Genomic DNA, 22,799 nt, shown 5'->3' with positions numbered 1-22,799 from the left:
AAAGAGTGCAAGTCGCTATCAGGTCTATTAGAATTGCCATCAGTACAACGCCGATAAGATGATGATGAATAACTTACCTGACACACCTGATTTGCGCATTTTACTTATCAAACTCCGCCATCATGGCGACATGTTGCTGACCACTCCCGTCATTGATTCGTTACGTCAAAAATGGCCGCAGGCGCAGATTGATGTCCTGCTGTATGAAGAAACGCGCGATATGCTCGCCGCCCATCCGGCGATCGATACAATTTATGGAATCGATCGTAAATGGAAGCAGTTGGGCACGCTGAAGCATCTTCAAAAAGAGTGGCAGTTGCTGTGTGCGTTAAGAAATCAGCATTATCATCTGGTCATTAACCTTGCCGATCAATGGCGTAGCGCTATCGTCACCCGTTTTACCGGTGCACCCTTCCGCCTCGGATTCGCGTTTAACAAACGCAACAGTGCATTCTGGCGTTTTTGTCATACCGATCTGGTCTCTGTCGACGGCCACAAATCCCTGCATACGGTCGAACAGAATCTCTCCATTTTGACGCCATTACCGGTCACGCCTCAGCCTGCCGTCACCATGGCCTACGCCGCAGATGACTGGGATTATGCCCGTCAAAGACTGACGCAGACGGGTGTGGGCGAGCGCTATATCGTGATCCAGCCGACGTCTCGCTGGTTCTTTAAATGCTGGAGCGAAGACAAAATGGCGCAAGCTATTACTGCACTGCAGCGGGATGGTCATACGGTTGTACTCACCGCGGGGCCGGATAAAAAAGAGCTGGCGATGATCGATCGCATTCTCGCTGCCGCACCGAAGACCGGTGTCGTTTCGCTCGCGGGCCAGTTGACGCTGCGTCAACTGGCGTCGCTTATCGATCACGCTTCTCTGTTTATTGGTGTCGACTCCGTGCCGATGCATATGGCCGCCGCGCTGCAAACGCCCTGCGTGGCGCTGTTTGGCCCTTCTAAACTGACGTTTTGGTCTCCATGGCAGGTTAAAGGGGAAGTGATCTGGGCCGGCGATTACGGCCCGCTCCCCGATCCGGATGCCATTGATACCAAAACGAAAGAACGCTATCTCGACGCCATTCCCGTTGATGCTGTCGTCTCCGCCGCAAGGAGATATCTGTCATGAAACACCATCGTCTGGCCATTGTTCGCCAAAAGTATCGCCCTGATGGCGGAGCGGAACGCTTCGTTTCGCGCGCCCTCACCGCGCTGAGCAATCAGAACCTTGAACTCAACGTCATCACGCGTGAGTGGCAGGGAGAGAAGCAAGACGACTGGCATATTCACATTTGCAACCCTCAAAAGTGGGGTCGCATCAGTCGTGAACGCGGATTTGCACAGGCCGCGCGCGCACTCTGGCAGCAACAGCAGTTTGATATTGTTCAAAGCCATGAGCGCATCCCGGGTTGTGATATCTATCGCGCGGGTGATGGGGTCCATCGCCGCTGGCTGCTGCAGCGCGCGCGCATTTTACCTGCCTGGCGTGCGCAAATGCTGATGTATGACCGCTATCACCGCTACGTGATGCGCGCGGAACGGGAAATGTATCAGGCGCCTGAGCTAAAAGCCGTAATCTGTAATGCGGAGATGATCAAACGCGAAATCGTTGAAGATTTTGATATTGACGCAAATAAAATTCATGTGATTTATAATTCAATAGATTCCACCCGCTTCGTTCCGGCTGAAGAGGCGCAGCGTTTTGCACTACGCCAGCAGTTTGGCTTGCCAATCGATGCCGTAATATTCTGCTTCGTAGGCTCAGGGTTTGAACGAAAAGGATTGGCCAGCGCCATACGCGCTATCGCGGGAACATCAGCCTGGCTGATTGTGGTTGGACAAGATAAAGCAGAAAGTCGTTATCGCGACCTCGCCCGTTCGTTAGGCTGCGAGGGGCAAATCCGTTTCCTGGGGGTGCAAAAAGAAACTCTGCCTTTTTATCAGCTATCCGATGGTTTACTGTTGCCAACGCTGTATGATCCCTTTCCTAACGTCATTCTTGAAGCGATGGCCTGCGGCTTGCCGGTCATTACTTCAGAGAGTTGCGGTGGTGCAGAATTTATTCAACAAGGCCAGAACGGGTTTTATTGTGACGCACTTGATATCAGTACATTGAAGGAAGCGGTAGCAGCCATCTCTTCTCTGGAAAAAAATAACAATATGGGACGAGCGGCACGTGAACGTGTAAAAGACGCAACTCCCGAAAAACTGTCAAGTCAGCTTATTACGCTTTATCAAAAATTACTGGATTAAAAATGCGCATCCTAATGATTATTGATGGTTTACCCGGTGGAGGAGCTGAAAAAACGGTTCTTACACTCTCCCGCGGGCTAATAGAAATGGGGCATCAGGTCTCTCTATTCTCTCTGCGGAAAGTGTGCGACTACGCCATCCCGGAAGGCATCGATTATCAGGTTGTTCAGGACACATGTAAAAAACCGTGGCGAAAGCTGACGGAGATCCCACGCCGCGCCCAATTGCTGGATCAGGCGATTGAACGGGCTGAGCACAGCGGCAAATTTGATGTGGTTTTCTCTCATTTGCACAAAACCGACCGCATTGTGGCGCACTGCCGCGCGCTGGAACGCGACAAAGTCTGGTTCTGCGTGCACGGCATGTTCTCGTTCTCCTATCTTCGCCATCGCAGCGGACTTTCACGCTGGTTTAAACACCTTAAAATTCGTCATACCTACGAAAACCGCAACGTGGTCGCCGTCTCAGGTGCCGTGTTGAAAGATCTTTCCGAGACGCTGGCACTCAATCTTCGGCGCAAAGCGGTTATCCATAATCCTTTCGATATTCCTGAAATTCAGCGTCTGGCGGATGCTCCCTTCGAGATGCAGGGAAAGGATTACATTATTCATGTTGGCCGCTTCCATGAGCACAAACGCCACGACCGTCTCTTACGTGCGTTCGCCCTGAGTAAAATTGACACAACGCTGGTCATGATGGGCAATGGATCCGAAGCGCAAATTCAAAAACTCAAGCAGCTTGCTGCCGAGCTGGGTATTGAAAACAAAACGGTTTTCCGCCCGTTCGATTCCAATCCCTATCCCTGGATTAAAGGGGCACGCCTTTTAGTGTTAAGTTCTGACTGCGAAGGTTTTGGTAATGTGCTGGTTGAAGCCATTATCTGCCAGACGCCACCGGTCAGTACAAATTGCCCAGGTGGCCCCGCCGAAATCCTTACCGGAGCCTTAGCGCGCGGGCTGGCAGAGTTAAATGACGCGTCACTGGCAAAAACGCTGGCGGATATTTATACCGCCCCGCCGGTCGTTGGCGATGCAACCATCGCGTCGTTCGGTATCAGTGCCATTTGCCAGCAATATATTGCTCTGGTCGACAATCAAAAATAATCAGGTTTCTTATGCAAAATTCAGCCCCATTGTTGAGCGTGGTGGTTGCCGTTTATAACGGTGAAGCTTTCCTGGATCAGTTCTTTACCTGCCTTGTGAATCAACGCATCGACAGCATGGAAGTCATCATTGTTAATGATGGCTCTACTGACCGCTCGATGGAGATCGTCGAAAACTGGCGAGAAAAACTGCCGCAGCTGCAGGTCATAGAACAGCAAAACCAGGGCGTATCCATCGCGCGTAACACCGGTCTGGCCGTTGCGACGGGTCAATATCTCTCTTTCCCGGATATTGATGATGTCTTTAAACCCGGCATGTACCAGCGCCTGCTGGAGATGGCCGTCACGCAGGATCTGGATGTCGCCACCTGTAACGGGAACTACGTCTGGGAGAACAACAAGAAACCCTCGCGCCCGATCTTCCCAGAAGACAAACTGGCTTCGACAGGGGTCATGGCTGGCCCGGCGTGGTTAAAAATGGCGCTGGATTCGCGTAAGTTCCTTCACGTCACCTGGTTGAACATCTATCGCCACGACTTTATCCGTAAACACAGTTTCCATTTCGAACCCGGCCTGCGCCATCAGGATATCCCGTGGACCACCGAAGTGCTGCTCGCGGCAGAGCGGGTTCAATACACCAGCGAGCGTTATTACGACTACTACATTCACTCTGCATCGGTGTCCCATATGCCGGACAATGACGACACGCTGATTCGCTCCGCGCGTCACTACATGAAAATCCTGCAGCTGCTCGATGCCATCAATCAGCGTTACCCGGATAAAGTGAAAGGGATCCCTGCCTGCCACTGGCAAATTGCCAAAGAGGGGCTGGGAATTATTCACACCTTCGACAACATGAAGGATGAGAAGAAGAAATCAATGATTATTAAAGAGTTCTTCGAAACAGGCATCTGGAAACTCATCTGGAAAAGTGCAAAAAGTCCGCGTCTGCGCTGGCGGCTGGGTCGACGTTATTTCCGTTTGAAACGGTATCTGGCATAAGAGATAGCTTTACCTGGCCTAAATGCTTAGAATTTGCCCGCCGAAACTAAAAAAACGGATAATCGCTTGGAATTGTTGTATACCGCTCTGCTCTACATCATTCAGCCACTGGTGTGGCTGAGACTGTTGCTTCGTAGCCGGAAAGCGCCTGCGTATCGTAAACGCTGGGCTGAACGCTATGGCTTCTGCCGCAATAAAGTCACACCGGACGGTATTTTGCTGCATTCCGTTTCTGTCGGTGAAACGCTGGCGGCGATCCCGCTGGTCCGCGCCCTGCGTCACCGCTACCCGTCGCTGCCGATCACCGTCACGACGATGACGCCGACCGGCTCTGAGCGCGCGTTATCCGCTTTCGGTAAAGACGTGCAGCACGTCTATCTGCCTTACGATCTGCCCTGCGCCATGAATCGTTTCCTCAACACCGTGCGCCCAAAGCTGGTGATCGTGATGGAAACCGAACTGTGGCCGAACATGATTTCCGCCCTGCATGCCCGTAAAATTCCGCTGGTCATTGCCAACGCGCGCCTGTCAGAGCGCTCGGCGAAAGGTTACGGCAAGCTGGGTAAATTTATGCGCCGCCTGCTCAGCAGGATCACGCTGATTGCCGCGCAGAACGAAGAGGACGCGGCGCGCTTCATCGCGCTGGGCCTGAAACGCAACCAGCTTGCGGTAACGGGCAGCCTGAAATTTGATATTTCTGTTACCCCTGAGCTCGCCGCCCGTGCGATCACACTGCGTCGCCAGTGGGCCCCACGTCGTCAGGTCTGGATTGCCACCAGTACTCATGATGGCGAAGAAGAGATTATCCTGCAGGCTCACCGCAAGCTGCTGGAAAAATTCCCTGATTTACTGCTGATCCTCGTGCCTCGCCATCCGGAGCGTTTTAAAGATGCCCGCGACATGGTGCAAAAAGGTGGTTTCATCTACACCCTTCGCAGCAGCGGTGAAATCCCTTCCGGCAGCACCCAGGTGGTGATTGGCGATACGATGGGCGAACTGATGCTGCTGTACGGCATTGCTGACCTCGCGTTTGTCGGTGGCAGCCTGGTCGAGCGCGGCGGTCATAACCCGCTGGAGCCGGCAGCCCACGCTATTCCGGTGCTGATGGGGCCGCACACGTTTAACTTCAAAGATATCTGCGCGAAATTACAGCAGGCCGATGGTTTAATTACCGTGACCGATGCGGATTCGGTGGTCAAAGAGGTATCAACCCTTCTGACTGACGAAGATTATCGCCTGTGGTATGGGCGTCATGCCGTTGAAGTGCTGCACCAGAACCAGGGCGCACTGACCCGTCTGTTGCAGCTTCTGCAACCTTATCTGCCCCAGCGGAGCCACTAATGTCAACGCGTCTGTCGGTCGTGATGATCGCCAAAAACGCCGCCGACCTGCTTCCGGATTGCCTGGCGTCGGTTGCCTGGGCTGACGAGATAGTCATTCTTGACTCCGGAAGTACGGACAACACGGTGGATGTTGCCCGGGCTGCGGGCGCAAAAGTCTTTGTCGACGCTAACTGGCAGGGCTATGGCATCCAGCGCCAGCGCGCGCAGGGGTATGCCACAGGTGATTATGTGCTGATGCTCGATACTGACGAGCGCATTACGCCAGAACTTCAGCAGGCCATTCAGGCGGTGCTTTCCTCGCCCCAGCCTGGCGCCGTATACAGCATTGCCCGCCGCAACTACTTCCTTGGCCGTTTTATGCGCCACAGCGGCTGGTACCCTGACCGCGTGATGCGCCTCTACGAGCGCGAGCGGTATCAGTACAACGACAATCTGGTGCATGAATCCCTGAGCTGCGATAGCGCCCAGGTAATCCCCCTGACGGGCGATTTGCTGCACCTGACCTGCCGTGATTTCGCGAGCTTCCAGCGTAAACAGCTCAACTATGCCACCGCATGGGCGCAGGAGCGTCACCAGCGCGGCAAGAAGGCCTCGCTGACGGGTATCTTCACCCACACGCTGGGCGCGTTCCTGAAAACGCTGCTGCTGCGTGGTGGCGTGCTGGACGGTAAGCAGGGCTGGTTACTCGCGGTAGTGAATGCCCAGTATACTTTCAACAAATACACCGAGCTGTGGGCGCTCTGCCGCGGCTACTCAGAGAAAACGTGAGCCATGAGCACAAAAGCGATTTATCCGGGTACCTTCGATCCGATCACCAACGGTCATCTTGATATCATCACCCGTGCGGCGTGCATGTTCGACAAGGTGATCCTGGCCATAGCCGCCAGCCCCAGCAAAAAGCCGATGTTTGACCTCAACGAGCGCGTTCAGCTCGCCACCGATGCCATTTCGCACCTGCCGAATGTTGAGGTGGTCGGGTTTAGCGACCTGATGGCAAACTTCGCCCGCACTCAGCAGGCAAACATTCTGATCCGTGGTTTACGCGCGGTGGCGGACTTCGAGTATGAGATGCAGCTGGCGCACATGAACCGCCACCTGATGCCGGAGCTGGAGAGCGTGTTCCTGATGCCCTCCAAAGAGTGGTCGTTTATCTCTTCTACGCTGGTAAAAGAGGTGGCGCGTCATCACGGCGACGTTACCCATTTCCTGCCGACGAACGTCCACCAGGCCTTGATGGAAAAGTTAAAGTAACCCTATTTCTGGCACTGGCGGCAGTAGAACGTGGCGCGCTGGGCGTGCTTCGTGGCAATAACGGGCGTGCCGCAGACTCTGCACGGTTCGCCTTTACGGCCATACACCTGAAGCTCCTGGGCAAAATAGCCCGGCTTGCCGTCACTCTGCAGGAAGTCCTTCAACGTTGTCCCGCCCTGCTCAATCGAGCGAAGTAATACGGCTTTAATCACCCGGACCAGCAGCTCACACTCCTGCGCAGACAGCGAAGAGGCCAGCCGATCGGGATGGATCCCAGCCGCAAATAGCGATTCGCTGGCATAGATATTCCCCACGCCGACCACCAGCTTGTTATCCATCAGCCAGGGCTTAATCGGAGTCTTCTTCTTCGCACACTTCGCTTGCAGGTATTCCGCGTTAAACGCGTCTGAGAGCGGCTCCGGGCCCAGATGCGCCAGCACGTTATGTCCTTCCAGCTCCTTCGTCCACAGCCACGCGCCAAAGCGCCGCGGGTCGGTGTAACGGAGCACTTTGCCGTTGCTCATCACCAGATCGACGTGGTCGTGCTTTTCCGCAGGCAGTTCTTCGGTCAAAATGCGCAGGCTCCCGGACATCCCCAGGTGGATAATAATCCAGCCGTCGGGAAGCTCCAGCAGCAGGTACTTAGCGCGACGCTGTACGCTAAGGACGGGTTTATCGCTCAGGGTATGGATCTCATCGGACACCGGCCAGCGCAGACGTCCATTGCGGACCACCGCGTGAAGAATCGTCGCGCCGACCAGATGGGGCTCAATGCCGCGACGGCTGGTTTCTACCTCAGGTAATTCAGGCATGGTTCCTCCGTTGAGATACAGAATGCAAAAAACCCCGCAGTTGCGGGGTTTTTCGATACAAGGAGACTAAAATTATTTGATTTTAGCTTCTTTGTACAGTACGTGCTGGCGTACAACTGGATCGAATTTTTTCAGTTCCAGTTTTTCCGGCTTAGTACGTTTGTTCTTCGTGGTGGTGTAGAAGTGACCTGTACCAGCAGAAGAAACCAGCTTGATTTTCTCGCGAATACCTTTAGCCATGATTTATTTCCTCTTTAAGTACTTAGTACTTTTCGCCACGGGCACGCAGTTCGGACAGAACTGTATCGATGCCTTTCTTATCGATTACACGCATACCTTTAGCAGATACGCGCAGGGTGACAAAACGCTTCTCGCTCTCAACCCAGAAACGGTGAGAGTGCAGGTTCGGCAGGAAACGGCGTTTAGTCGCGTTCAGTGCGTGGGAACGGTTGTTACCGGTCACCGGACGCTTGCCAGTAACTTGGCAGACTCGGGACATGTCTATTCTCCAAAAATCAAATTAGCTCGAGCTTCGTATGGGGTATCGGCGCCTCGTCAGGCTTTACAGCCCGGTCATCGCATAGTTCTAAGTGAACTCTCGATTGCCAGGCCCAAATGCCAAACCCGAGATTCTCAAAGGTGGCGTAGTATACGCTGACTCGGCGGTGTGCTCAAGTCCCGAACAGACAAAGATCCCGATGGATCGCGAGAAATAGCCTAAATCCAGCCATGTTCTGCGAAAGAAATGTACTCACCGCGGCCAATTATCAGATGGTCCAGCACACGAATGTCCATGAATTGACAGCATTTGATAATGCGTTCGGTGATTTCTTTGTCCGCTCTGCTCGGTTCTGCACAGCCAGAGGGGTGATTATGCGCGAGGATCACGCCCGCTGCATTCACTTTTATCGCTTCCCGCACAATTTCACGCGGATGCACCTCAACGTGGCTCAATGTGCCCGCAAAGAGACAGCTATGTTTCAGCACCCGATTTCTGTTATCGACAAAGATCACCATGAAGATCTCACGTTCAATATCGGTTAACTGGCTTTGCAGGAATTCGCGCGTCATCGCGGGCGTCAGGATCGGATCTTCCTTCTCCATGCGGACATTGTAAAAACGGCGGGCAAGTTCAGCAATGCCCCTCAACTGGGCATATTTCGCCACGCCGATCCCCTCAACGTGCTTAAACTGCGCCAGATCGGCGGTCAGTAAACCGTACAGCGAACCGAAATGTGCTATCAGCTCTTTTGCCAGCGTAAATACCGTTTTTCCGGGCGTTCCGGTACGTAAAAAGAGCGCCAGCAGTTCATCGTCTTTTAACAGGGTGACGCCATAGCGCAGCAGTTTTTCGCGCGGCAGCAGCTGCTCATCCTCTTCTTCCATGCTCTCTTCTCCCTTTTTTAACCTCATGCTGCCACAGGCCAATCCGTCGCTCGACGGCCACATTGCGTTCTTGCGTAGCGCCTCGCAAAGTGGTCGAAGGACAAAATCACCCCGCTTTGGGGATTGTGATAAAATGCCCGCTCTCTGGTGAAACCCAACAGGAAAGAATCATGATGAGCCTGGCCGGTAAAAAAATCGTTCTTGGCGTGAGCGGCGGCATTGCTGCCTACAAAGCGCCGGAGCTAGTGCGTCGTCTGCGCGAGCGCGGGGCAGATGTGCGGGTCGCGATAACCGAAGGCGGTAAAGCCTTTATCACTCCCCTGAGCCTGCAGGCCGTTTCAGGATACCCGGTATCTGACAGCCTGCTCGATCCGGCCGCCGAAGCCGCGATGGGCCATATTGAGCTGGGTAAATGGGCTGACCTGTTCATCCTCGCACCCGCCACGGCTGATTTAATCGCTCGGGTGGCGGCCGGTATGGCAAACGACCTGGTCTCTACCATTTGTCTGGCCACGCCTGCGCCTGTTGCCGTCGTTCCTGCCATGAACCAGCAGATGTACCGTAACGCGGCCACCCAGCACAATCTGGAGACGCTGGCCTCACGCGGCCTGCTTATCTGGGGTCCGGACAGCGGCAGCCAGGCCTGCGGCGATGTTGGCCCGGGTCGCATGCTTGACCCACTGACGATTGTTGATATGGCCGCAGCCCATTTTTCACCTGTCAACGATCTGCAACATCTCAACATCATGATTACCGCGGGCCCCACGCGCGAGCCGCTGGATCCGGTGCGCTACATCACCAACCACAGCTCCGGTAAGATGGGCTTTGCGATTGCCGCTGCCGCCGCAAGGCGTGGGGCGCACGTCACGCTCGTGAGCGGCCCGGTATCGCTGCCTACCCCTGCGTTTGTGAAGCGAATTGACGTTACCACCGCGCTGGAGATGGAAGCCGCCGTGCAGGCACATGCGCAAAGCCAGCAGATTTTTATCGGTTGTGCGGCCGTCGCAGACTATCGTGCCGAGACGATCGCCGAGGCTAAAATTAAAAAGCAAGGCGATGAATTAACACTAAAAATGGTGAAAAACCCGGACATTGTTGCCGGTGTCGCCGCACTAAAAAGCCATCGTCCATACGTTGTTGGGTTTGCCGCAGAAACGAATAATGTGGAAGAATATGCCCGGCAAAAACGTACCCGCAAAAACCTCGATTTGATTTGCGCGAACGACGTATCGCTGGCCACACAAGGATTTAACAGCGACAGCAACGCACTGCACCTTTTCTGGCAGGATGGAGATAAAGTCTTACCGCTTGAGCGCAAGGAACTCCTGGGCCAACAATTACTCGACGAGATCGTTACCCGTTATGATGAAAAAAATCGACGTTAAGATTCTGGACCCGCGTGTTGGCGAGCAATTCCCGCTGCCAACCTATGCCACCTCCGGCTCTGCCGGTCTTGACCTGCGCGCCTGTCTCGATGACGCCGTAGAGCTGGCTCCGGGTGCCACTACCCTGGTTCCAACGGGTCTGGCAATTCACATTGCTGACCCGTCTCTGGCAGCGGTGATCCTCCCGCGTTCTGGCCTGGGCCATAAGCACGGCGTTGTGCTGGGGAACCTGGTCGGCCTGATCGACTCCGACTACCAGGGTCAGCTAATGGTCTCCGTCTGGAACCGCGGTCAGGACAGCTTCACCATTGAACCGGGCGAGCGTATCGCACAGATGGTCTTTGTACCGGTGGTACAGGCAGAATTTAACCTGGTGGCAGACTTTGACGCCACCGACCGTGGCGAAGGCGGCTTCGGCCATTCCGGGCGCAAATAGCAGCCCGAAAGACACGTATCTCACAGCGTTATAATGCAATAACAAACCGCAAACGCCAGTTTGCGGTCGCTGTGTGGATGCCAGCCTGGCAAGTGCTTATTTTCAGGGGTATTTTGTAACATGGCAGAAAAACAAACTGCGAAAAGGAATCGTCGCGAAGAAATACTTCAATCTCTGGCTCTGATGCTTGAATCCAGCGATGGCAGTCAACGCATCACCACCGCTAAACTGGCCGCCTCTGTGGGCGTGTCTGAGGCGGCGCTATACCGTCATTTTCCGAGCAAGACCAGGATGTTCGACAGCCTGATCGAGTTTATTGAAGACAGCCTGATCACGCGCATCAACCTGATTCTGAAAGACGAAAAAGACACCACCGCGCGTCTGCGTCTGATTGTGCTGTTAATCCTGGGCTTCGGTGAACGTAATCCGGGCTTAACCCGTATCCTTACCGGCCACGCGCTGATGTTTGAGCAGGACAGACTGCAGGGCCGCATTAACCAGCTTTTCGAACGTATTGAAGCGCAGCTGCGCCAGGTATTGCGCGAGAAGAAGATGCGTGAAGGCGAAGGTTACAGCGTTGATGAAACACTGCTGGCGAGCCAAATTCTGGCGTTTTGTGAAGGGATGCTCTCCCGCTTTGTGCGTAGCGAGTTCAAATACCGTCCAACGGACGATTTTGACGCCCGCTGGCCGTTAGTGGCCGCTCAGTTGCAGTAACACCGTTGCCGGATGGCGGCTTCGCCTTATCCGGCCTACGAAATGCGCAGGCCCGGTAAGCGTCGCGCCACCGGGCAATTTAACTACACCCCGAACTCTTCCCGGTACGCACGTACCGCCGCCAGATGGTCCGCCATCTCAGGCTTCTCTTCCAGATACGCAATCAGGTCTTTCAGGGTGATAATCGACGTCACTTTGCAGCTGTAATCGCGCTCGACTTCCTGAATAGCGGAAATTTCACCGCGACCACGCTCCTGACGATCCAGAGAAATCAGCACGCCAGCAAGCGTCGCACCGTTGGCCTGAATAATCTCCATCGATTCGCGGATCGCCGTACCTGCGGTGATCACATCGTCGACCAGCATGACACGGCCCTGCAGAGCGCTACCAACCAGATTCCCACCTTCACCGTGGGTTTTAGCCTCTTTACGGTTAAAGCAGTACGGCACGTCGCGGTCATGGTGTTCCGCCAGCGCTACCGCGGTGGTGGTCGCAATCGGAATGCCTTTATAGGCCGGGCCAAACAGCAGGTCAAAATCAATCCCGGAATCCACCAGCGCTTCGGCATAGAAACGCCCTAACAATGCCAGATCGCGCCCGGTATTAAACAGCCCGGCGTTGAAGAAATAGGGACTCTTACGCCCGGATTTCAGCGTAAATTCGCCAAACTTAAGTACCTGCTTGTTAAGCGCAAACTCAATAAACTGGCGCTGATACGATTTCATGGATTTGCTCCTTTGGTTTTCTGTCTTACAGGCAAAAAAAAGGCGACTCATTGGTCGCCTTTAAAATCAATTTTCTAACGCCGCTTTCTGCGTCGTTACAATGGATTCGATTCCCCCTCGGGCCAACGCCAGCAGGGAGAGAAGCTCTTCGTGGGTGAACGGCTCGCCTTCCGCCGTACCCTGTACTTCAATGATGCGGCCGTCTTCGGTCATCACCACGTTCATGTCGGTTTCGGCTGCGGAATCTTCAACGTATTCCAGATCGCAAAGCGCTTCGCCGTTAACGATACCGACAGAAACCGCCGCAACCATGCCTTTCATTGGGTTGGTTTTCAGCTTACCGGCCGCAACCAGCTTATTCAGGGCATCGGCCAGCGCCACGCAGGCTCCGGTAATCGACGCCGTACGCGTGCCGCCGTCTGCCTGAATCACGTCGCAGTCCAGCGTGATGGTGAATTCACCGAGGATTTTCAGGTCAACGGCGGCGCGCAGCGCACGCGCGATCAGACGCTGAATCTCCATGGTACGCCCGCCCTGCTTACCCTTTGCCGCTTCACGGGCATTACGGGTATGAGTCGCACGCGGCAGCATGCCGTATTCTGCGGTGATCCAACCCTGGCCCTGACCTTTCAGGAAGCGCGGAACGCCTTCTTCGATGGAGGCGGTGCACAGCACTTTAGTGTCACCAAACTCAACCAGCACGGAGCCTTCAGCGTGTTTTGTATAGTTACGGGTCAGGGTGACGGGACGCACCTGATTGGCGCTACGGCCTGATGGACGCATGATGGATTCTCCGGCTTGAAACGAATGTGGCTGCGCATTATACGGATAAAGGACGCTTATTCCTATCCTGAGAAGCCCCCGAAAGCTATAATCCCCCCATCTCTCCTTTAAAAACGGGAATGTCTATGATCCGCAGTATGACCGCCTACGCCCGGCGTGAAATCAAGGGTAGCTGGGGCAGCGCCACATGGGAAATGCGCTCGGTAAACCAGCGTTACCTGGAAACGTATTTCCGTATGCCGGAGCAGTTCCGCAGCCTTGAGCCTGTCGTACGTGAGCGAATCCGTAATCGTCTGACGCGCGGGAAAGTGGAATGTAACCTGCGCTTTGAGCCTGATGCCAGCGCACAGGGCGAGCTGATCCTCAACGAAAAACTGGCGAAACAGCTCGTGAATGCGGCGAACTGGGTCAAAATGCAGAGCGATGAAGGCGAAATCAACCCGGTTGATATTCTGCGCTGGCCTGGCGTCATGGCCGCCGGTGAGCAGGATCTGGACGCCATCGCCGCTGAAATCCTCGCAGCCCTCGACGGCACGCTGGACGACTTTATCGTTGCCCGTGAAACCGAAGGCCAGGCGCTAAAAGCGATGATTGAGCAGCGTCTTGAAGGCGTGAGCACCGAAGTAGCCAAAGTCCGCACCCATATGCCAGAAGTGCTGCAATGGCAGCGCGAGCGTCTTGTCGCCAAACTGGAAGAAGCGGAAGTTCAGCTGGAAAACACCCGTCTGGAACAAGAGCTGGTGCTGATGGCGCAGCGTATCGATGTCGCTGAAGAGCTGGACCGTCTGGAAGCGCACGTTAAAGAAACCTACAACATTCTGAAGAAGAAAGAAGCGGTGGGCCGCCGTCTGGACTTTATGATGCAGGAGTTCAACCGCGAGTCGAACACCCTGGCGTCTAAGTCGATCAATGCAGAAGTGACGAATTCAGCGATTGAGCTGAAAGTGCTGATTGAGCAGATGCGCGAGCAGATCCAGAATATCGAGTAATGCCTTTCGGGTGGTGTCGACTGCACCACCCATTATTATTTCTAATCCATATCAACGCCCACTTTTATGTATCACCGCCTATCATCAGGCCCGCCCAAGATAAATTAATAAAATTTTATAGGGCAACCTGACTCGCCTTAGAAAATCTCAATCGTGATCTTGCGCACAAATCGCTAACCTCCCCCGCGTTCACACCGGAGGGTATATGCTGCTTCACATCCTTTATCTTATTGGCATCACCGCAGAAGCCATGACCGGCGCACTTGCCGCCGGACGTCGCCGTATGGACACCTTCGGCGTCATCATTATTGCGACCGCTACCGCGCTGGGCGGCGGTTCCGTGCGCGATATCCTGCTGGGCCATTACCCACTCGGCTGGGTTAAACACCCTGAGTACGTGATTATCGTGGCCACTGCTGCCGTATTAACCACCATAATGGCGCCCGTTATGCCCCATCTGCGCCGCCTGTTTCTGGTGCTTGATGCGCTGGGGCTGATCGTCTTTTCGATCATCGGTGCGCAAATCGCGCTCGATATGGGGGAAGGACCGGTCATCGCTACCATTGCTGCCGTGGTCACGGGCGTATTCGGTGGTGTACTGCGCGATATGTTCTGCAAACGCATCCCCCTGGTCTTTCAAAAAGAGCTGTATGCCGGCATCTCCTTTGCGGCAGCGGTGCTTTATATCGCGCTGCAGCATTACGTTTCGAACCATGATGTGGTGGTCATCTCGACGCTGTTGTTTGGCTTTACGGCCCGCATGCTGGCGCTGCGTCTGAAGCTCGGGCTGCCCGTTTTTCATTACAAACACAGCGCACACTAGCTTCAGAACCCGTTGATGTGCTGTTCAGCGAGCCATTTCGCCAGCACATCAATCTGAGGCGCGTGCATCCAGTTAACGATTTGTCGCGCTTTTTCCTCACCCGTTCCCGGCAGAGTCTGCCAGTCCTTTGCGTTGCGCCCGCTCATCTTCTGCCACGATATGTCTCCCATCGCCTTCAGCGAAGCCTGCGTCATTGGCACACCCAATGCCATGAGCCAGCGGATAAACGGCTTCTCGCGCACCAGATTAAATCGGTGCCAGAGCGCAAGCCCGCGTGCTGAGGAAAATCCCGGTGTAGTCTGCAGCTGCGCCTGAGTTAATAGCAACCATGAAAAGAGATGTTCAAAACGATGCGCCTGCCAGAGGGTCCGCCAGCCTGACTCACCTAATCCTTCAATATCAAAGACCTGCTTTGAGCTGAGCCACGTCAGCCGGGCAAAGAACTGCTCCATACACTCCGGCGAAGCGTAGAAACAGCTGAGAGCATGATAGCGCGGGGCCGGAGGCTCTGGTTTATGTCTGTCCGTCCCGCGCCAGAGCACCTTATCAAACCGGGGGATACCCTGCCCGGCCAGGCTGATCTGTATCTGATCCCCCGGGGCAATATCCAGCCTCTGCCAGCGCCCAACCGAGCCCAGACTCACCCGCTGCACCTGTTTATCATCCAGTTGCACGGGTTCCAGCGCTGCAACAACGGAACTTTTGCCCGTTCGCCCCACAGAAAAATGAATATCTCTCACCTCAGCAACCTGGGCTGCAGGAGGATACTTCCATGCGACGACCCAGTTGCCTTCTCCCGGTAACCAGCCTTCGCCCGCAGGTTCATCCTCCGAACGCACCACAATGCCATCCGTAGCAAAGGGTAATGCGGTCACGTGCCAGGCCGCGCGCTGTTTCTCGACGGCATCAACAGATTTAACAGGAAGCGTATACCGTGCCGGCAGCGTAAAACCGGCCTGAGACAGTTCAGCTAAAGATGTCTGCATATCTTTCGGTCCGTCCGGCCAGGCCCAGATGAATACGCCTATCCTGCTCAATAGCGAGTTATCCTTTTGCCGCATCATCGCCCCCGCCACCTTTGCGCGAGCGTTCATTCCGCCCATCTGGTTCTGAATGTGGTTGTCGTGTAACCAGAAAAGCTCGCCCTGTAAGACGCTATTCGCCAGCGCGCCGGTGAGCTTTTGCGGAACCGACGGGATTAAACGCACCTTCCCGGTCCAGTCTTCCCCTTTCAGGCCATCACCGCGACTGATGGCCTGGGCTAACTTTCCGTTACGATAGACCAGCGTCACCGCCACACCGTCAACTTTCGGCTGCAGCCACAGATGCTGTCGGGCACGCATCCACTGCCTCAATTCCTCTTTGCTGGCCACTTTATGCACGCCCGTGTGGGCAACAGGATGTTTTACGCTTCCCGTCAGCGCGGGGAGTTTCTCTTCTGAAGGCTCACCGCCAAAACAGCGCTGCCACTGCGTTAATCGCCCGTGAAGCTGGTCGTAAACTTCGTCGTTGATCTCGCTCACGCCCTGCTTCCAGTAAGCATCATCCCAGCGTTTGATTTGCGCGCTTAACGACGCCATCTCTTTCTCTGCTTTTGCCTGCGACCACACCGGACATACCGCCGCGCCATAGCCACACCACAACAGCATTAACCCGCTTATCCATCGCCACATCGCTACCCCTCCTTTGCATTGCAGGAGGTATACCCGGATGCCTGAAACAACGCTAACGGCAACGTTTCACAATGCGAGACGCTATCCGGTATTTCTTTTGGTTGCTGAAAACCACAGATAAAACCTGAAAACGGCACGCAAAATTCAATAATCCATGGGAAAAAGTGTGACAAAGGCTACGTCACGGTGCGCCGACGTGTATAATAAGCCCGTATGTAGGACTTCTTCGTTAACACATACAAAAGACTCTCATGGCTCAAGGCACGCTTTATATTGTTTCTGCCCCTAGTGGCGCGGGTAAATCCAGCCTTATTCAGGCACTGTTAAAAACCCAACCGTTGTACGACACACAGGTTTCTGTTTCTCACACCACGCGAGCGCCGCGTCCGGGTGAAGTGCACGGTGAACACTATTTCTTTGTGGATCACGACGAATTCAGAGCGATGATCGGCAGAGACGCGTTTCTTGAACACGCTGAAGTATTCGGTAATTACTACGGTACCTCGCGTGAAACCATTGAGCAGGTTCTGGCCACGGGCGTGAATGTGTTCCTGGATATCGACTGGCAGGGCGCACAGCAAATTCGCAAGAAAATGCCTGACTCGCGCAGTATCTTTATTTTACCGCCATCGAAAGATGAACTGGATCGCCGCCTGCGTGGCCGCGGTCAGGACAGCGAAGAAGTCATCGCAAAGCGTATGGAACAGGCTGTTGCAGAAATGAGCCATTACGCGGAATATGATTACCTTATTGTGAATGATGATTTTGATGCCGCGCTGAGCGATCTCAAAACCATTCTTCGCGCAGAACGTCTGCGTATGAGCCGCCAGAAGCAGCGACATGACGCATTAATCACCAAACTGTTGGCAGACTGAACCCACTTTCAGTATCATGCCCAGTCATTTCTTCACCTGTGGAGCATTTTAAGTATGGCACGCGTAACTGTTCAGGACGCTGTAGAGAAAATTGGTAACCGTTTTGACCTGGTGCTGGTCGCCGCGCGTCGCGCTCGTCAGATGCAGGTAGGCGGTAAAGATCCGCTGGTACCGGAAGAAAACGATAAAACCACCGTTATTGCACTTCGCGAAATCGAAGAAGGTCTGATTAACAACCAGATCCTCGACGTGCGTGAGCGCCAGGAGCAGCAAGAGCAGGAAGCCGCAGAACTGCAGGCCGTAACCGCTATTGCTGAAGGTCGTCGTTAATTAAACCTGCGGGTCGCCCTTGTATCTGTTTGAAAGCCTGAATCAACTGATTCAAACCTACCTGCCTGAAGACCAGATTAAGCGTCTTCAGCAGGCGTATCTCGTTGCACGTGACGCTCACGAGGGCCAGACACGTTCAAGCGGTGAACCCTATATCACGCACCCGGTAGCGGTGGCCTGTATTCTGGCCGAGATGAAACTCGACCACGAAACGCTGATGGCCGCTCTGCTGCACGACGTGATCGAAGATACCCCTGCCACTTACCAGGACATGGAACAGCTGTTTGGCAAAAGCGTTGCCGAACTGGTGGAAGGGGTCTCTAAGCTTGATAAGCTGAATTTCCGCGACAAGAAAGAGGCGCAAGCCGAAAACTTCCGCAAGATGATTATGGCGATGGTGCAGGATATCCGCGTCATTCTCATCAAACTCGCTGACCGTACCCACAATATGCGCACGCTGGGCTCACTTCGCCCGGATAAACGTCGCCGCATTGCCCGTGAAACCCTCGAAATCTACAGCCCGCTGGCGCACCGTTTAGGTATACATCACATTAAAACCGAGCTGGAAGAGCTGGGTTTTGAAGCGTTGTACCCGAACCGCTATCGCGTGATTAAAGAGGTGGTGAAAGCCGCACGCGGTAACCGTAAAGAGATGATTCAAAAAATCCTCTCTGAAATCGAAGGGCGCTTACAGGAAGCGGGAATCCCGTGCCGCGTCAGCGGTCGCGAGAAACATTTGTACTCCATCTACTGCAAAATGGTGCTCAAGGAGCAGCGTTTTCACTCGATCATGGACATCTACGCCTTCCGCGTCATTGTCCACGACTCGGACACCTGCTATCGCGTGCTGGGGCAGATGCACAGCCTCTACAAACCGCGTCCGGGGCGTATGAAAGATTACATCGCCATTCCAAAAGCGAACGGCTATCAATCTTTGCACACCTCGATGATCGGGCCACACGGCGTGCCTGTTGAAGTGCAGATCCGCACCGAAGACATGGACCAGATGGCAGAGATGGGTGTTGCCGCGCACTGGGCCTATAAAGAGCACGGTGGCGAAAGCAGCACGACCGCACAAATCCGCGCCCAGCGCTGGATGCAGAGCCTGCTGGAGCTTCAGCAGAGTGCGGGCAGCTCGTTTGAATTTATCGAGAGCGTGAAATCCGATCTCTTCCCGGATGAGATTTACGTTTTCACCCCAGAAGGTCGCATTGTCGAACTGCCTGCGGGCGCGACGCCGGTCGACTTCGCTTACGCCGTGCATACCGATATCGGGCATGCCTGCGTCGGCGCACGCGTCGACAGACAGCCTTACCCGCTGTCTCAGCCGCTCTCCAGCGGCCAGACGGTAGAAATTATTACCGCGCCGGGCGCACGTCCGAACGCGGCCTGGCTGAACTTTGTCGTGAGCTCCAAGGCGCGCGCCAAAATTCGCCAGCTGCTGAAAAACCTCAAGCGTGATGATTCCGTCAGCCTGGGGCGTCGTCTGCTCAACCACGCGTTGGGCGGCAGCCGTAAGCTGGCTGAAATTCCGCAGGAGAACGTCCAGCGTGAGCTGGAGCGCATGAAGCTCGCGTCGCTTGATGACCTGCTGGCAGAGATTGGCCTCGGCAACGCCATGAGCGTGGTGGTTGCGAAAAACCTGCAGCAAGGCGACACGACAGCGGTGCCTGCAACGACGCAAAGCCACGGACACCTGCCGATTAAAGGCGCGGACGGGGTGCTGATCACCTTCGCAAAATGCTGTCGTCCAATTCCTGGCGACCCGATTATTGCGCACGTCAGCCCGGGTAAAGGGCTGGTTATCCACCACGAGTCCTGTCGAAACATTCGCGGCTACCAGAAAGAAGCCGAGAAATTTATGGCGGTCGAGTGGGATAAAGAGACCGCACAGGAATTTATCACCGAAATTAAGGTGGATATGTTCAACCACCAGGGTGCCCTGGCGAACCTGACGGCAGCGATCAACACGGCCTCTTCCAATATTCAGAGCCTGAATACGGAAGAAAAAGATGGCCGCGTGTACAGCGCTTTTATTCGTCTGACTGCCCGCGACCGCGTGCATCTGGCGAATATTATGCGCAAGATCCGCGTCATGCCGGACGTGATTAAAGTCACCCGAAACCGAAACTAGGTTTATGAATTCACAACGTTATGCACGTATCTGCGAAATGCTCGCCAGGCGTCAGCCTGACCTGACGGTCTGCATGGAGCAGGTGCATAAACCTCATAACGTCTCTGCTATCGTTCGTACCGCAGATGCCGTCGGAGTGCATGAAGTGCACGCCGTCTGGCCGGACGGCCGTATGCGAAATACGGTCTCGGCGGCGGCAGGCAGCAACAGCTGGGTGTCTGTCAAAAATCATCACACCATTGGCGAAGCCGTATCGCACCTGAAAGGGCGCGGGATGCAGATCCTGGCCACTAACCTGTCCGCTAAAGCCGTAGATTTCCGCGAGATCGACTACACCCGCCCGACCTGCATTTTGATGGGTCAGGAGAAAACCGGGATCACCCAGGAGGCGCTGGATCTGGCGGATCGGGACATCATCATTCCGATGATCGGCATGGTCCAGTCTCTCAACGTCTCCGTGGCGTCCGCGCTCATTCTGTATGAAGCGCAGCGCCAGCGTCAGAACGCCGGGATGTACGAGCGCAGCAACAGCATGCTGCCGGAAGAGGAACAGCAGCGCCTGCTGTTTGAAGGTGGCTATCCGGTGCTGGCTCGCGTTGCAAAGCAGAAAAAATTGCCTTACCCCCACGTCAACGCGCAGGGCGAAATTGAAGCCGATGCCGAGTGGTGGGCCACCATGCAGTACGGCGGGTAAGCGATGAAAGGCCGCCTGCTGGATGCCATCCCGCTTAACAGCCTGACGGGCGTGGGTGCGGCGCAAAGCAATAAGCTGGCAAAAATTGGCCTGCACACCGTGCAGGATCTCCTGCTTCACCTCCCCCTGCGTTACGAAGACCGCACCCAGCTCTATAAGATTGGCGATCTCCTTCCCGCCATTTATGCCACCGTTGAAGGCGAAGTCCTGAACTGCAACATCACCTTCGGCGGACGCAGGATGATGACCTGCCAGATCAGCGACGGCACCGGCATTCTCACCATGCGTTTTTTCAACTTCAGCGCGGCGATGAAAAACAGCCTGGCGACGGGCCGCAGGGTGCTGGCCTATGGCGAGGCCAAACGCGGGAAATACGGCGCAGAGATGATCCACCCGGAGTACCGCGTTCAGGGCGATCTCAGCACACCGGAAATGCAGGAGACGCTCACCCCGGTTTACCCAACGACCGAAGGCATCAAGCAGGCGACGCTGCGTAAGCTCACCGATCAGGCGCTGGAGCTGCTGGATACCTGCGCTATCACCGAGCTGCTGCCGCCCGAGCTGGCGCAGGGCATGATGAGCCTGCCCGAGGCGCTGCGCACCCTGCACCGCCCGCCGCCAACGCTGCAACTCAGCGATTTAGACAGCGGCAAACACCCCGCCCAACAGCGTCTTATCCTTGAGGAATTACTGGCGCATAACCTGAGCATGCTGGCGCTTCGCGCGGGCGCGCAGCGTTTTCACGCCCAGCCATTAAGCCCGCGTGATGAGCTCAAAGATAAGCTGCTGGCCTCTCTGCCGTTTAAGCCCACCGGCGCGCAGGCGCGCGTCACCGCCGAAATCGAACGCGATATGGCGCTCGATGTGCCGATGATGCGCCTGGTGCAGGGCGACGTAGGTTCCGGTAAAACGCTGGTTGCCGCCCTGGCGGCCCTGCGCGCGATTGCCCACGGCAAACAGGTTGCGCTGATGGCGCCGACCGAGCTGCTGGCCGAACAGCACGCCAATAATTTCCGCGCCTGGTTTGCGCCGCTGGGGATAGAAGTAGGCTGGCTTGCCGGGAAGCAAAAAGGCAAAGCACGCCTTGCGCAACAGGAGGCTATTGCCAGCGGGCAAGTGCAGATGATTGTCGGCACGCACGCCATCTTCCAGGAGCAGGTGCAGTTTAACGGTCTTGCGCTGGTGATTATCGACGAGCAGCACCGCTTCGGCGTGCATCAGCGTCTGGCACTGTGGGAGAAAGGCCTGCAGCAGGGCTTCCACCCGCATCAGTTGATCATGACCGCCACGCCAATCCCACGTACCCTGGCGATGACCGCCTACGCCGATCTGGATACCTCCACCATCGACGAACTGCCGCCGGGCCGTACGCCGGTCACAACGGTCGCCATTCCTGACACGCGCCGCAGCGACATCATTGACCGCGTGCGCAATGCCTGCACCCATGAAGGGCGTCAGGCCTACTGGGTCTGTACGCTGATTGAAGAGTCTGAACTGCTGGAAGCGCAGGCTGCCGAAGCCACGTGGGAAGAGCTTAAGCTGGCGCTGCCGGAGCTGAACGTGGGTCTGGTTCACGGACGCATGAAACCCGCCGAAAAACAGGCGGTGATGCAGTCGTTCAAACAGGGTGATTTGCATCTGCTGATCGCTACCACGGTGATCGAAGTCGGCGTGGACGTCCCGAATTCCAGCCTGATGATCATCGAAAACCCGGAACGTCTCGGCCTTGCCCAGCTCCACCAGCTGCGCGGGCGCGTTGGCCGTGGTGCGGTAGCGTCCCACTGCGTACTGCTCTATAAAGCCCCGCTCTCGAAAACCGCCCAGATGCGGTTGCAGGTGCTGCGCGACAGCAACGACGGTTTTGTGATTGCGCAAAAAGACCTGGAGATCCGCGGCCCGGGCGAACTGCTCGGCACGCGTCAGACGGGGAACGCGGAATTCAAAGTAGCGGATTTGCTGCGCGATCAGGCGATGATCCCCGAGGTTCAGCGCCTGGCTCGCCATATTCATGAACGCTACCCCGAACAGGCGGCAGCGTTAATTGAGCGCTGGATGCCGGAAACCGAGCGGTATTCTAACGCCTGAT

The 22,799-nt window shown here is 55.3% G+C and carries 24 protein-coding genes; 17 read left to right on the top strand and 7 right to left on the bottom strand.

What is annotated here, in order from left to right:
• Positions 1–58 precede the first annotated feature (58 nt).
• The 7 genes from rfaQ (at position 59) to coaD (ending at position 6,951) form a co-directional block, all read left to right on the top strand.
• Complete coding sequence (gene rfaQ, locus V1566_RS03430; RefSeq protein ID WP_395305060.1) at positions 59–1,129, top strand: putative lipopolysaccharide heptosyltransferase III; 1,071 nt, start codon at positions 59–61, stop codon at positions 1,127–1,129.
• Positions 1,126–2,253, top strand: coding sequence for a glycosyltransferase family 4 protein (locus V1566_RS03425; RefSeq protein ID WP_395305059.1), 1,128 nt, complete (start codon positions 1,126–1,128; stop codon positions 2,251–2,253). The genes rfaQ and V1566_RS03425 overlap by 4 nt, the downstream gene beginning before the upstream one ends.
• Before the next feature lie 2 nt (positions 2,254–2,255).
• Positions 2,256–3,356, top strand: coding sequence for a glycosyltransferase (locus V1566_RS03420; protein ID WP_395305058.1), 1,101 nt, complete (start codon positions 2,256–2,258; stop codon positions 3,354–3,356).
• Between the two features lie 11 nt (positions 3,357–3,367).
• Positions 3,368–4,357 carry a glycosyltransferase gene (locus tag V1566_RS03415; RefSeq protein ID WP_252033384.1) on the top strand — a complete coding sequence of 330 codons (990 nt, stop codon included), beginning with the start codon at positions 3,368–3,370 and terminating at the stop codon, positions 4,355–4,357.
• 66 nt (positions 4,358–4,423) lie between these two features.
• The gene (gene waaA, locus V1566_RS03410) at positions 4,424–5,698 is read left to right on the top strand and encodes a lipid IV(A) 3-deoxy-D-manno-octulosonic acid transferase (protein ID WP_395305057.1); all 1,275 of its coding nucleotides are present in this window, start codon (positions 4,424–4,426) and stop codon (positions 5,696–5,698) included.
• On the top strand, positions 5,698–6,468 hold the full coding sequence (locus tag V1566_RS03405; RefSeq protein ID WP_395305056.1) for a glycosyltransferase family 2 protein: 771 nt from the start codon (positions 5,698–5,700) through the stop codon (positions 6,466–6,468). Before waaA ends, V1566_RS03405 begins: the two co-directional genes overlap by 1 nt.
• Before the next feature lie 3 nt (positions 6,469–6,471).
• Positions 6,472–6,951, top strand: a complete 480-nt coding sequence (gene coaD / locus V1566_RS03400) for a pantetheine-phosphate adenylyltransferase (protein WP_395305055.1) — start codon at positions 6,472–6,474, stop codon at positions 6,949–6,951.
• A 2-nt stretch (positions 6,952–6,953) separates the two neighbouring features.
• Here the strand turns inward: coaD and mutM are convergent, their stop codons facing one another.
• The 4 genes from mutM to radC all read right to left on the bottom strand — a co-directional run bounded on the left by mutM (position 6,954) and on the right by radC (position 9,149).
• Positions 6,954–7,763 carry a bifunctional DNA-formamidopyrimidine glycosylase/DNA-(apurinic or apyrimidinic site) lyase gene (mutM, locus tag V1566_RS03395; RefSeq protein WP_395305054.1) on the bottom strand — a complete coding sequence of 270 codons (810 nt, stop codon included), beginning with the start codon at positions 7,761–7,763 and terminating at the stop codon, positions 6,954–6,956.
• 72 nt (positions 7,764–7,835) lie between these two features.
• On the bottom strand, positions 7,836–8,003 hold the full coding sequence (rpmG, locus tag V1566_RS03390; RefSeq protein WP_003024094.1) for a 50S ribosomal protein L33: 168 nt from the start codon (positions 8,001–8,003) through the stop codon (positions 7,836–7,838).
• Positions 8,004–8,025: 22 nt separating this feature from the next.
• Positions 8,026–8,262, bottom strand: a complete 237-nt coding sequence (gene rpmB, locus V1566_RS03385; protein ID WP_002436699.1) for a 50S ribosomal protein L28 — start codon at positions 8,260–8,262, stop codon at positions 8,026–8,028.
• A 218-nt stretch (positions 8,263–8,480) separates the two neighbouring features.
• Positions 8,481–9,149 carry a DNA repair protein RadC gene (gene radC / locus V1566_RS03380; protein ID WP_023334017.1) on the bottom strand — a complete coding sequence of 223 codons (669 nt, stop codon included), beginning with the start codon at positions 9,147–9,149 and terminating at the stop codon, positions 8,481–8,483.
• Between the two features lie 173 nt (positions 9,150–9,322).
• On the opposite strand from radC, the gene coaBC reads away from it, so the two are divergent.
• The 3 genes from coaBC to slmA all read left to right on the top strand — a co-directional run bounded on the left by coaBC (position 9,323) and on the right by slmA (position 11,687).
• On the top strand, positions 9,323–10,534 hold the full coding sequence (gene coaBC, locus V1566_RS03375; RefSeq protein ID WP_395305950.1) for a bifunctional phosphopantothenoylcysteine decarboxylase/phosphopantothenate--cysteine ligase CoaBC: 1,212 nt from the start codon (positions 9,323–9,325) through the stop codon (positions 10,532–10,534).
• The gene (dut, locus tag V1566_RS03370; protein WP_008502691.1) at positions 10,512–10,970 is read left to right on the top strand and encodes a dUTP diphosphatase; all 459 of its coding nucleotides are present in this window, start codon (positions 10,512–10,514) and stop codon (positions 10,968–10,970) included. Before coaBC ends, dut begins: the two co-directional genes overlap by 23 nt.
• A gap of 120 nt (positions 10,971–11,090) precedes the next feature.
• A complete protein-coding gene (gene slmA, locus V1566_RS03365) occupies positions 11,091–11,687 on the top strand; it encodes a nucleoid occlusion factor SlmA (protein WP_395305053.1) in 597 nt (198 codons plus the stop codon).
• Positions 11,688–11,770: 83 nt separating this feature from the next.
• On the opposite strand, the gene pyrE is transcribed toward slmA, so the two are convergent.
• Together pyrE and rph are read right to left on the bottom strand one after the other, a co-directional pair.
• The gene (gene pyrE, locus V1566_RS03360) at positions 11,771–12,412 is read right to left on the bottom strand and encodes an orotate phosphoribosyltransferase (RefSeq protein WP_010426430.1); all 642 of its coding nucleotides are present in this window, start codon (positions 12,410–12,412) and stop codon (positions 11,771–11,773) included.
• A gap of 66 nt (positions 12,413–12,478) precedes the next feature.
• Positions 12,479–13,195 carry a ribonuclease PH gene (gene rph, locus V1566_RS03355; protein ID WP_010426431.1) on the bottom strand — a complete coding sequence of 239 codons (717 nt, stop codon included), beginning with the start codon at positions 13,193–13,195 and terminating at the stop codon, positions 12,479–12,481.
• Positions 13,196–13,320: 125 nt separating this feature from the next.
• On the opposite strand from rph, the gene V1566_RS03350 reads away from it, so the two are divergent.
• Positions 13,321–14,184: a YicC/YloC family endoribonuclease gene (locus tag V1566_RS03350; protein ID WP_063145645.1), complete on the top strand. Its 864-nt coding sequence runs from the start codon at positions 13,321–13,323 to the stop codon at positions 14,182–14,184.
• Between the two features lie 205 nt (positions 14,185–14,389).
• Entirely contained in the window at positions 14,390–15,007 is a 618-nt protein-coding gene (locus tag V1566_RS03345) for a trimeric intracellular cation channel family protein (protein ID WP_395305052.1), read from the top strand.
• Positions 15,008–15,009: 2 nt separating this feature from the next.
• On the opposite strand, the gene ligB is transcribed toward V1566_RS03345, so the two are convergent.
• Positions 15,010–16,680 carry an NAD-dependent DNA ligase LigB gene (gene ligB, locus V1566_RS03340; protein ID WP_395305051.1) on the bottom strand — a complete coding sequence of 557 codons (1,671 nt, stop codon included), beginning with the start codon at positions 16,678–16,680 and terminating at the stop codon, positions 15,010–15,012.
• A 251-nt stretch (positions 16,681–16,931) separates the two neighbouring features.
• Here ligB and gmk point away from each other — a divergent pair, with 251 nt between their 5' ends.
• The 5 genes from gmk to recG are packed head-to-tail and all read left to right on the top strand — an operon-like array spanning position 16,932 to position 22,798.
• On the top strand, positions 16,932–17,555 hold the full coding sequence (gene gmk, locus V1566_RS03335) for a guanylate kinase (RefSeq protein WP_010426438.1): 624 nt from the start codon (positions 16,932–16,934) through the stop codon (positions 17,553–17,555).
• Positions 17,556–17,609: 54 nt separating this feature from the next.
• Entirely contained in the window at positions 17,610–17,885 is a 276-nt protein-coding gene (gene rpoZ, locus V1566_RS03330) for a DNA-directed RNA polymerase subunit omega (protein WP_000135058.1), read from the top strand.
• Positions 17,886–17,904: 19 nt separating this feature from the next.
• Positions 17,905–20,019 carry a bifunctional GTP diphosphokinase/guanosine-3',5'-bis pyrophosphate 3'-pyrophosphohydrolase gene (spoT, locus tag V1566_RS03325; RefSeq protein WP_047347514.1) on the top strand — a complete coding sequence of 705 codons (2,115 nt, stop codon included), beginning with the start codon at positions 17,905–17,907 and terminating at the stop codon, positions 20,017–20,019.
• A gap of 4 nt (positions 20,020–20,023) precedes the next feature.
• Positions 20,024–20,713, top strand: a complete 690-nt coding sequence (gene trmH / locus V1566_RS03320) for a tRNA (guanosine(18)-2'-O)-methyltransferase TrmH (protein ID WP_395305050.1) — start codon at positions 20,024–20,026, stop codon at positions 20,711–20,713.
• A 3-nt stretch (positions 20,714–20,716) separates the two neighbouring features.
• Positions 20,717–22,798, top strand: coding sequence for an ATP-dependent DNA helicase RecG (gene recG, locus V1566_RS03315; protein WP_333052081.1), 2,082 nt, complete (start codon positions 20,717–20,719; stop codon positions 22,796–22,798).
• The last annotated feature ends 1 nt before the right edge of the window (position 22,799 follow it).

The sequence above is a fragment of the Enterobacter sp. ECC-019 genome (assembly GCF_043974075.1).
In the GTDB taxonomy this organism is placed as follows: domain Bacteria; phylum Pseudomonadota; class Gammaproteobacteria; order Enterobacterales; family Enterobacteriaceae; genus Enterobacter; species Enterobacter asburiae_D.
The sequence above is the reverse complement of the archived record's forward strand: the minus strand, read 5'-3'. Positions and strand labels throughout refer to the sequence as shown.